The 10,264-nt window shown below is 71.0% G+C and carries 4 protein-coding genes; 2 read left to right on the top strand and 2 right to left on the bottom strand.

What is annotated here, in order from left to right; all coding sequences use genetic code 11:
• Positions 1-50: 50 nt before the first annotated feature.
• Together mycP and eccD are read right to left on the bottom strand one after the other, a co-directional pair.
• Positions 51-1,514, bottom strand: coding sequence for a type VII secretion-associated serine protease mycosin (gene mycP, locus BLT23_RS06740; protein ID WP_090046614.1), 1,464 nt, complete (start codon positions 1,512-1,514; stop codon positions 51-53).
• Positions 1,511-2,914 carry a type VII secretion integral membrane protein EccD gene (eccD, locus tag BLT23_RS06745; protein ID WP_090046616.1) on the bottom strand — a complete coding sequence of 468 codons (1,404 nt, stop codon included), beginning with the start codon at positions 2,912-2,914 and terminating at the stop codon, positions 1,511-1,513. The genes mycP and eccD overlap by 4 nt, the downstream gene beginning before the upstream one ends.
• Before the next feature lie 233 nt (positions 2,915-3,147).
• On the opposite strand from eccD, the gene eccCa reads away from it, so the two are divergent.
• Together eccCa and BLT23_RS06755 are read left to right on the top strand one after the other, a co-directional pair.
• The gene (gene eccCa, locus BLT23_RS06750) at positions 3,148-7,164 is read left to right on the top strand and encodes a type VII secretion protein EccCa (protein WP_090046618.1); all 4,017 of its coding nucleotides are present in this window, start codon (positions 3,148-3,150) and stop codon (positions 7,162-7,164) included.
• A gap of 370 nt (positions 7,165-7,534) precedes the next feature.
• Positions 7,535-10,234 carry an AfsR/SARP family transcriptional regulator gene (locus BLT23_RS06755; protein WP_090046620.1) on the top strand — a complete coding sequence of 900 codons (2,700 nt, stop codon included), beginning with the start codon at positions 7,535-7,537 and terminating at the stop codon, positions 10,232-10,234.
• Positions 10,235-10,264: the final 30 nt, after the last annotated feature.

The raw sequence follows: 10,264 nt of genomic DNA on the forward strand, positions 1-10,264 counted from the left end.
ACGAGAAGGGCCCGCCGGAACAGTTCCGGCGGGCCCTTCTCGTCAGTGCGCTAGGCGGTGCTGCCGCGCCTGCGGTTGAGCGCGTTGCGGACGATCATCGTCAGCGCCAGCAGCGCGCCACCGGTGCCGATGCCGCTCAGCGCCACGATGATCGGCGGCCAGTCGAGTCCCGGTGGCGGGGTGACGGACGTGGCGATCTCCTTCGGCTGGGCCTTCTGGAACCCCGCCGACTCGGCCGGCAGCACCGCGGTCAGCGCGGCGACCGGGTTGACCATGCCGTAGCCGATCTTGTGGTCCTTTCCGGACACACCGCCGGGGTGCAGGGCCGTCGCCTTGAGACGGTCCATCACCTGACGCGCGGTGAGATCGGGGAACCGCTGCCGCACCAGCGCGGTGATGCCGGAGACGTACGGCGCCGCGAAGCTCGTGCCCTTGATGTCCTGCACGCCGTTCGCGGTCACGTTCGCGTTCGTCAGGCCGGTGCCCTTGGGGTCGACGGAGATGATCTCCTCGCCCGGCGCGGCGATGCTCACCCACGGGCCCCAGACGCTGAAGTCCGACACCTCGCCGTCGCGGCCGATCGACGCCACCGACAGCACGTCGTCCGCGAACCAGGCCGGGGACGAGATCGAGTTGACGTTGTTGATGTCCAGGTTGTGGTTCTGCACCGGGCAGCCGGCGCCCTGGCCGTTGAGGTTGCCCGCCGCCGTCACGATCACGGAGTCCTTGACGTCCACCGCGTACCGGATGGCCGCCTGGAGCTTGCGGTCGTCCGCGCTGAACCCCTTGGGGGTGCCGCAGTTCGTCAGCGAGATGTTGATGACCTCGGCGTTGGCGTTCGCGGCGCGGACGATGGCCTGCGCGAGCGTGGCGACCTTGCCCGCCGTGGCGCGCTTCTCGTTGTTGGCGTCGCCGGGGAACTCGTAGCGGTCGCTCGTCTGGCGGATCGCGAGGATCGTCGCCTCCGGTGCGGCGCCGACGAAGTCGCCCTCGGTCTTGGCCGCCGCGGCGACACCGGCGACCTCGGTGCCGTGGCCGTCGCAGTCGTCCGTGCCGTTGTCGTTGCCGAACACGTACTCACCCGCGCCCTGGACCCGGCCGGTGAAGCGCGGGTTCCTCGGGTCGACGCCGGTGTCGATGATCGCGATCCGGACGCCCTTGCCGGTGGCGAACTTGTGGGCCTGGTCCAGGTTCAGGTACACCTGCCCCCAGGGCATGTACTCGATCAGTTCGCTCTTCGTGTCGGACTCGACGCAGCCCTTGTCGGTGCGCTTGTAGACCACGTCCGGCTTGCCCTCGTCCGCCGGGGGCTGCGTGCCCTCCGGCAGGTCCGGCGGCACCGAGTTCGGCCGGGCGGAGGCCGGGGCCGAAGGTGGAGCCGGCTCGGAGGACGCGGTCGAGGGCGGCGGGGCCGAGGGCGACGACGGCTGGGCGGCGGCCTGGGGAAGCGTTCCCGTCAGCAGCAGCAAGCCGGCGGTCGCCGCCGCCGTGGTGCGCCTGATGCCGGTCCTCATAGCGAGATCAGGCCCCGGAAGACCGAGTACATGTCCATCACCGCCAGCGCCAGCGGCACGACCGACGCGATCAGGATCGCCTCGATGATGTCGACCGTGCGGCGCAGCGGTGGCGAGAACTTCTGACCGGGGAACACGACGCCGAGCACCAGCGCGAGGGCGCCGAGCAGCAGCAGCGCGCCGAAGACGAACGCGATGCGGTCGAACTCCGACGAGATGAGCAGCCAGCCGAGCAGGATGCCCGCGCTCGCGAGCATGCCGGTCGACAGCAGGGCCACGGCCTGCGCGCCGTTGGCGTACGCCCGGCCGCGCATCATCAGCACGATCGCGACGACGACGCCGTAGATCGGGCCCCAGACCGTGTCGGCGGACGCGGCGACGATGGCGGCCAGCGCCGCGACCGCGCCGGTACCGATGATCATGCCGGTGAGGTACTCGTGGGCGACGGCGGTGCGCCGCTCGATGACCGCGTACTCCGGGAAGCCGGTGTCCTCCTTGAGGTCCTCGGCGTTCGTCGGCACGACGGGCGGCGGGATCTTGGCCAGCTGCAGCGTGAGCCTCGGCAGCAGCGACAACGCGCCGAGCGCCACCGCGCCGGTCGCCGCGGCGACACCGGGCAGCGGGTGCTCGACGAACGTCGCGACGAGGAACGCGAGCGAGACGAACGTGCCGGCCGTGGCGGCGGCGATGAACACCGTGATGCCCTGGCCGATCAGCAGGATGCCGCCCCACGCGAAGATCATCAGCAGGGCCGAGGCGAGCAGCATCTTCGGCGTGAAGCCGACGCCGGGCACCGCGTGGTAGCCCGCGACGAACGCGAGCGGCAGCGAGCCGCACGCGGCGATCAGCACGCCGGTCGACGTCGCGGAGTAGGCCCGCGCGATGGTCGCGCCCGTGGCCAGCGCGGCGATCGCGCCGACACCGCCCGTGATGGCCGCCGCCAGCCCGCTGCCGCCCGCACCGTCGGTGAAGGGGCCGGACAGGAACAGCGCCACCGCGGCGGCGATCAGCGAGAGCGCGCCCGCGATGTGGCCGAACCGCTGCGCGGTCTCCTTGGTCCACGGCCGGAACGAGTCCGGATCGGACTCCGCGATCGCGTCGACGACGTCGTCGTACAGCGGCGGAGGCGGGTTCTCGTTGCGGCGCCGCAACTGCAGCAGCTCGCCGTCGACGACGCCGAGCGAGGCGAGCGTGCGCGCCGGGTCGAGCGGGCTGTCGCCGAGCTTCGCGAGGCACCAGCCGCCGTGCCGGACACCACCGTCCGGAGTGGCCTCTCTCGCCATGTCCAGCAGCATCGGCAGGAGATCGGCCACCGCCACGTCGGCAGGCAGCGCGACGTCGATACGCGTTCGAGGTGCCACCACCGTGACACGGCTGAACACCGTCGTACCGGTCGCCACCAGGGCCCCCTAAGTCAGATCATTCGTTGCGAACTCTTGGCCCGACCCTATTGGTCCACCTGGGAGGTCATCGGGCGGCCCTAGTATGGCCGCACCGGCGCCACTTGCACCCGTGGTTCGCAGAACACGGCCGACTGGGTTTTTTCCCGACCCACCTTCGTGACGCGCGCGGATGCGCAATAGTGTCGGTTGCTAACGGTGGCGTATCGAGATGTCGAAGAGGTGCCTGTCAGTTGAGCACGCTGCAGTTCAAGCGAACGGCACGCCTTGCTGCTCCCCGGCCTCCCGGCGGCGAGGTCCACCTCGAGCCGCCACCCGAGGTCCCCCGGATCATCCCCGGCAACATCATGATGAAGGCGATGCCCGTCGTCATGATCATCGCGTCCGTCGGCATGATGGGCATGATGTTCGTGTTCGCGCCGCGGCAGCCCGCGGCGATGATCATGCCGGGCATGATGATGATCTCGACCATCGGCATGATGGCGAGCGGCATGGGGTCCGGCAAGGGCCAGAAGAAAGCCGAGATGAACGAGGACCGCAAGGACTACCTGCGGTACCTCGGCCAGATGCGCGACCGCGCCCGCGAAGCCGCCGACGAGCAGCGCGCCGAGCGCGAGTGGGTCCACCCCGACCCGCAGATGCTGTGGTCCCTCGCGACCACCCGGCGCATGTGGGAACGCCGCCAGAACGACCCCGACTTCTGCCATCTGAGGGCCGGTCGCGGCTCGCAGCGGCTCGCGACCCGCCTGGTGCCGCCGCAGACGGGTCCCGTCGAGGAGCTGGAGCCGATCGCGACGCTGGCGCTGCGCCGGTTCGTGCGCGCCCACTCGCTCGTCCCCGACCTGCCGATCTCGATCGCGCTGCGCGGCTTCGCCGCCGTCGGCCTGCTCGGCGAGATCGAGGACCGCCGCGACCTCGCCCGGGCCCTGCTCGCCCAGCTCGTCACCTTCCACTCCCCGGACGACCTGCTGATCGCGGTCGTCAGCGCCGGCCGCACCAAGCAGCTGTGGGAGTGGGCGAAGTGGCTGCCGCACGTGCAGCACCCGACCGACATCGACGGCATCGGCCAGCGCCGCATGATGGCGAACTCGCTCGCCGAGATCGAGGCGATGCTGGACGAGAACCTGCGCGACCGGCAGCGGTTCACCCGCAACGCCCCGCCGCCGCCCGACCAGCCGCACATCGTGATCGTCATCGACGACGGCGACATCAGCCGCGAGGAGATGATCATCCTCGAGGAGGGGCTCGTCGGCGTCACGCTGCTCGACCTCTCCGAGTGCCTCGGCAACCTGACCGCGCGCCGCGGCCTGCGCCTCGTCGTCGAGAACAACCAGCTCGGCGCCCGCTCCGCGAGCGGTGTCGAGTGGTTCGGCACGCCGGACCGCCTCTCGGTCGTCGAGGCCGAGGCGCTCGCCCGCAGGCTGTCCCCGTACCGCATGGGCGCCGCCGGTGAGGCCGGTGGCGACAGCGGCGAGGACCCGCTGGCGATGAACAACAACCCGCCGCTGCTCGAGTTCATGGGCATCCCCGGCGACCCGATGACGTTCGACGTGCAGCAGGCGTGGCGGCCACGGCCCAAACGAGACCGCTACCGCATCCCGTTCGGCATCGGCGAGCACGGCCAGCAGGTCGAGCTCGACATCAAGGAGGCCGCCGAGGACGGCATGGGCCCGCACGGCCTGTGCATCGGCGCCACCGGTTCCGGCAAGTCGGAGTTCCTCCGCACCCTGGTGCTGGGCCTGCTGGCCTCGCACTCGTCGACGGCGCTCAACATGATCCTCGTCGACTTCAAGGGTGGTGCGACGTTCCTCGGCCTGGACAAGGCCCCGCACGTCGCCGCGACGATCACCAACCTGGCGGGCGACCTCACCCTGGTCGACCGCATGAAGGACGCCATCGCCGGCGAGGTGTCGCGCCGCCAGGAGGTCCTGGCGAAGGGCAACTACAAGAACGTCTGGGACTACGAGAAGGCGCGGGAGAACGGCGCCCAGCTCGACCCGCTGCCCGCGCTGTTCATCTGCATCGACGAGTTCTCCGAGATGCTGACGGCGAAGCCGGACTTCATCGACATCTTCCTCCAGATCGGTCGTGTCGGCCGGTCGCTGCAGATGCACATGCTCCTCGCGTCGCAGCGGCTCGAAGAGGGCAAGCTGCGCGGTCTCGACACGTTCCTCTCGTACCGGATCGGTCTGAAGACGTTCAACGCGGCCGAGTCGCGCGCCGCCATCGGCGTGCCGGACGCCTACGAGCTGCCGCCGATCCCGGGCTCGGGCTACCTGAGCGTCCAGGGCATGCCGCTGACCAGGTTCAAGGCGCTCTACGTCTCGGGCACCTACCGGCCGTCGGGCATGCAGTCCGTCGGCGAGTCGGTGGCCGTGCGCAGCGACAAGCGCCCGCGGTTCTTCGTGCCGGACTTCATCGAGATCCCGAAGGAGCCGGAGCGCCCTGTCGAGCCGGTCGCCGTCGCGGCGGCGCCCGTCAAGGAGGACGCGAACGAGCCGACGCAGCTTGAGCTGATCGTCGACCGCCTCGTCGGCCAGGGCCCGCCCGCGCACGAGGTGTGGCTGCCGCCGCTGAACGAGCCGCCGACGATGGACACGATGCTGCCGCCGCTCGACGTGACGCAGGACCGCGGTCTCACGTCGCCGGGCTACCCGGCGAACGGCAAGCTGCAGATCCCGGTCGGCGTCGTCGACAAGCCGTTCGAGCAGCGCCGCGACCTGCTGTGGGCCGACTTCTCCGGTGCCGCCGGCCACGGCGCGGTCGTCGGTGGCCCGCAGTCCGGCAAGTCGACGCTGCTCAGGACGATGATCGCGTCGATGTCGCTGACCCACACGCCGGAGGAGGCGCAGTTCTACTGCATCGACCTCGGTGGTGGCACGCTCGCGTCGATGGAGGACATGCCGCACGTCGGTGGCTTCGCCGGCCGTCTCGACGTCGACAAGGTCCGCCGCATGGTGGCGGAGCTCCAGACCCTCATCACCGAGCGCGAGCTGCGGTGGCGCGACCAGCGCATCGACTCGATGGCCGAGTTCCGCAACCGCAAGCGCCGCGGTGAGATCCGCGACGACAACTTCGGCGACGCGTTCCTGATCGTCGACGGCTGGATGAACTTCCGCCAGGAGTTCGAGATGGTCGAGCCGCAGGTCCAGGCGCTGGCGGCGCAGGGTCTGTCCTACGGCGTGCACGTGATCGTCGCCGCCAACCGGTGGGCGGAGATCCGGCCCGCCATGAAGGACCTGCTCGGCACCCGGTTCGAGCTGCGCCTCGGTGACCCGAGCGAGTCCGAGATCGACCGCAAGGTCGCCGTCAACGTCCCGCCCGGCCGTCCCGGCCGCGGCCTCACCGGTGACAAGCTGCACTTCCTCACCGGTCTGCCGCGCATCGACACCTCGCAGGACCCGACGACGATCTCGGCGGGCGTGCAGGACCTCAGCAACAAGCTCAACCAGTCCTGGCAGGGCCCGCGCGCCCCGCAGGTCAGGATGCTGCCGGACCTGCTCGACTACGGGCAGTTCATGGCACAGGTCCAGCAGCACAACCCGAACCGCGGCCACCTGGTCCCGGTCGGCGTCAACGAGGACGAGCTCGCGCCGGTCTACATGGACTTCGACGCGGACCCGCACTTCTTCGCGCTGGCCGACGGCGAGTCCGGCAAGACGAACCTTCTGCGCACGATCATCCGCGGCATCATGACCAGCTACACCTCGTCCGAGGCGCTGATCCTGCTCGCGGACTACCGCCGCACGCTGCTCGGGTTCATCGACACCGACCACCTGCTGAGCTACGCCGTGTCGTCGGCGCAGCTGACGCAGAACATCGCGGAGGTCAGGGGCTCGCTGAGCAGGCGCCTGCCCGGTCCGGACGTCACGCAGGAACAGCTGCGCAACCGTTCGTGGTGGACCGGCCCCGAGGTGTTCATCGTCGTCGACGACTACGACCTGGTGGCACCGCAGGGCGCCGTGAACCCGCTGCAGCCGCTGGCGGAGTTCATCCCGCAGGCGAAGGACGTCGGTCTGCACATCGTCGTGACCCGCCGCATGGGTGGCGCGTCCCGCGCGTTGTACGACCCGGTCCTCGGCAAGCTGAAGGAGATCTCGGCGCCGCTGTTCGTCGGGTCCGGCTCGAAGGAGGAGGGCAACATCGTCGGCACGCTCAAGCCGTCGCCGCAGCCTCCCGGCCGGGGCACGCTGGTGACCCGCAAGTACGGTCAGCAGCGCATGCAGTTCGCCTGGATCCCCTCGGAGTAGCACTTCTCCGACGCCCTCGTGGGCGGTCCCGCCGGACGGTGGGGCCGCCCACGAGTCGTTCCGGGCGGGTTCCGGGCAGAAAAACGGGCCCGCGGCGGGTGCCGCGGGCCCGAAACCGAACAGCAGGGGACTGTCCGGTTCCCCCATGACCGGATCCGCTCTGACCGGTCCACTGGGGAGGACCGGCCGGAGTGGACGCCGACGGCCGCGGCACCCCCCACTTCCGTTGCCACCGCCGTCGTTCCGGCTGAGCACCACTCTGCCCGGCGGCGCTCACACTTCGGTCACGCGGCGGGAGTCCCGGACAGGCCGCCCCTAGAGTTCCCGGACGGGCTCATGCTCCGGTCACGTCGTCGCAGAGGAGGGGACCGTGGCTGCCGAGTACCGCGTCCTGGGGCCGTTGGAGGTCTTGCTGGACGGTGTCGCAGTGCCGGTGCCGGCCGGGCGGTGCCGAGTGCTGCTGGCGGCGTTGCTGTTGCGCCCCAACCAGGTCGTGCCGGTCGCCGAGCTGGTGGAACGGGTGTGGGACGGCACGCCGCCGGACCGGGACAGGGCGAGGTCGTCGCTGCAGACGCTGGTGCGGCGGCTGCGGGTCGCGCTCGGCGCGGCCGACTGCGTCCGTACGGCGCCCGGCGGTTACCGGGCCTCGGTGCTCCCGGACCAGCTCGACCTGCTGAGGTTCCGCGCGCTGACCCGTGCCGGGGACTTCGCCGCCGCCGTGGCGTTGTCGCGAGGTCCTGTCCTGTCGGACGTGAAGACCGGCGCGGTGCTCGGCATCGAGGCCGAGCAGGTCACCGAGGAGTGGCTGGAAGCGCTGCAACGCCGGATCGACGCCGATCTCGGCGCGGGCGCCGGACCGGACCTCGTCGCGGAGCTCAGGTCGTTGACGACGAGGTACCCGTACCGGGAGCCGTTGTGGGCGAGCCTCCTGCTGGCCCTCGCCCAGTCCGGGCAGCAGGCGGCGGCGCTGACGGCGTACCGGCAGGTCCGCGATCTGCTGAAGAGCGAGCTGGGCGTCGGCCCGGGAGAGCGGCTGCGGGCGGTGCACCAGCGGGTCCTCGCCGGGGAGGTGCGGGGACGCGGTCCGGTGCCGCGGTTGCTGCCCACGGCCATGCCGCGGTTCGTCGGACGTGAGACCGCTCTCCGGGAGCTCGACTCCCTGATGCGCGGCGAAGACCGCACCATCGCCACGATCACGGGCACGGCGGGCGTCGGCAAGACGATGCTCGCCTTGCACTGGGCCCACAGCGTCGCCGGTCGTTTCCCGGACGGACAGCTGCACGTCGACATGCGCGGGTTCGACCGGCACCGCGAACCCATGACGGCGAGCGACGTCCTCACCCGGTTCCTCACCGGCCTCGACGTGCCGCCGGACCGCCTGCCCGTCGAGGCCGGCGCGCGGAGCGCGATGTTCCGCGAGCTCGTGGCAGGCCGCCGGATGCTGGTGGTGCTGGACAACGTCCGCGACGCTGGGCACGTCCGGCTCCTCCTGCCGGAACGGTCACCGTCGTTGGTGCTGATCACGAGCCGCGACCGGCTCGCGGAGATCCCCGGTGCCCACCGGGTCGAGCTGGACGCGCTCACCGCGGAGGAGGGCCGCGCGCTGCTCGCCGGCCGACTCGGCGACGGACGGGTGGACGACGCGGCCGACGACCTCGTCGCGTGGTGCGGGGGCCTGCCGCTGGCGCTCGCGATCGTGGCGGCACGTGCCGCCGTCGAGCCGGACCTGCCGCTGGCGGCGCTCGTCGCGGAGCTCGCGGACGAACGGCGGCGCCTCGACCTGCTCGACACCGGGGACGCCGCCACCAGCGTCCGCACCGTGTTCCAGTGGTCGTACCAGCGGCTGAGCCCGGCCGCCGCACGCCTGTTCCGGCTGGTCGGCCTGCACCCCGGACCGGACATCACCGTTCCCGCCGCGACGAGCTTCGCAGGCGAGCCCGCGGCCGCGGCGGTGCGGGAGCTGGTCGGGGCGAACCTGCTGCGTGAGCACGTTCCCGGCCGGTACGCGTGCCACGACCTCCTGCGGATCTACGCGGCCGAACGGGCGGAGGCGGACGAGCCCGCCGAGGCGCGCGGGGAGGCGGTGCAGCGGATGCTCGACCACTACCTCCACACGCTGACCCACTTCGACCACGTCCACAACGAGGACCACCGCAAGCTGGATGACCCTCCGGTCCCGGTCGCCGGCGTGGTCGCCGAGACGTTCGCCGACCGGCCCGCCGCGCTGGAGTGGCTCCGTGCCGAGCAGGCGGTGCTCCGTGCGGTGGCCGGGTACGCCGACGATCACGGGCACGACCGGCACACCTGGCAGCTGACCCTGTTCGCGGCGGACATGGTCGAGCAGTTCGGTCTGTGGCACGACTGGGTCGGCCACGTGGACCGTGCGTCAGCTGCGGCCGCACGCATCGGCGCCGTGGTCCAACATATTTGGCTCACCTTCCTCACAGCCGTCGGTCATGCCCGGCTCAGGCGCTTCGACATCGCCCTGGAGTGGTTCGAGCGCACCGACCGGCTCAACGACGAGATCGGCTTGGTGGCGGGCCGGGTGCGGGCTCAGGCCGGCGTCGCGTGGGTTCTGACGGAACTGGGCCGGTTCCACGAAGCGATCGAGGTGGCGAGAAAGTCGCTCGAGCTGCAGCGTGGCGCCGCCGACCGCACTCCGGAACGGATGCGGATGGCGTTGCACCAGCTCGCGGCGGTTCTTGTCGATGCCGGTGAGTACGAAGAGGCGCTTGAACTCGCCGCCGAGTTCGACGCACAGGAAGGGATCGGCACCACCAACGGCCGCGCTTTGATGGTGACGGAGAAGGTGCGGGCGTATGTCGGACTCGGCCGGTACGAGCTCGCATTGGCTGAAGCGGGTCAGGCGCTTCAGCTCGCCAGGGGGACCGGTTCCTGGATCGACACCGCCACCGTGCAGGACCTGCGGGGTGATGTGCACCAGGGCCTCGGTGACGTCGCGGAGGCCAGGCGTTGGTGGACGGAGGCGTTGGAGACCTACGAGCAGCACCGGCATCCGAACGCCGAGGCGGTGCGGGCCAAGCTCGCCGCACTCCCCGGAAACCGGTGAGCGGTGCTGGTGGCCCCCCAGGAGCTTCGC

Source organism: Lentzea fradiae (genome assembly GCF_900100955.1).
In the GTDB taxonomy this organism is placed as follows: domain Bacteria; phylum Actinomycetota; class Actinomycetes; order Mycobacteriales; family Pseudonocardiaceae; genus Lentzea; species Lentzea fradiae.

What these genes read in the sequence shown, in the direction of transcription:
- mycP (WP_090046614.1), bottom strand. Translation starts at nt 1,514, where the DNA reads ATGAGGACCGGCATCAGGCGCACCACGGCGGCGGCGACCGCCGGCTTG.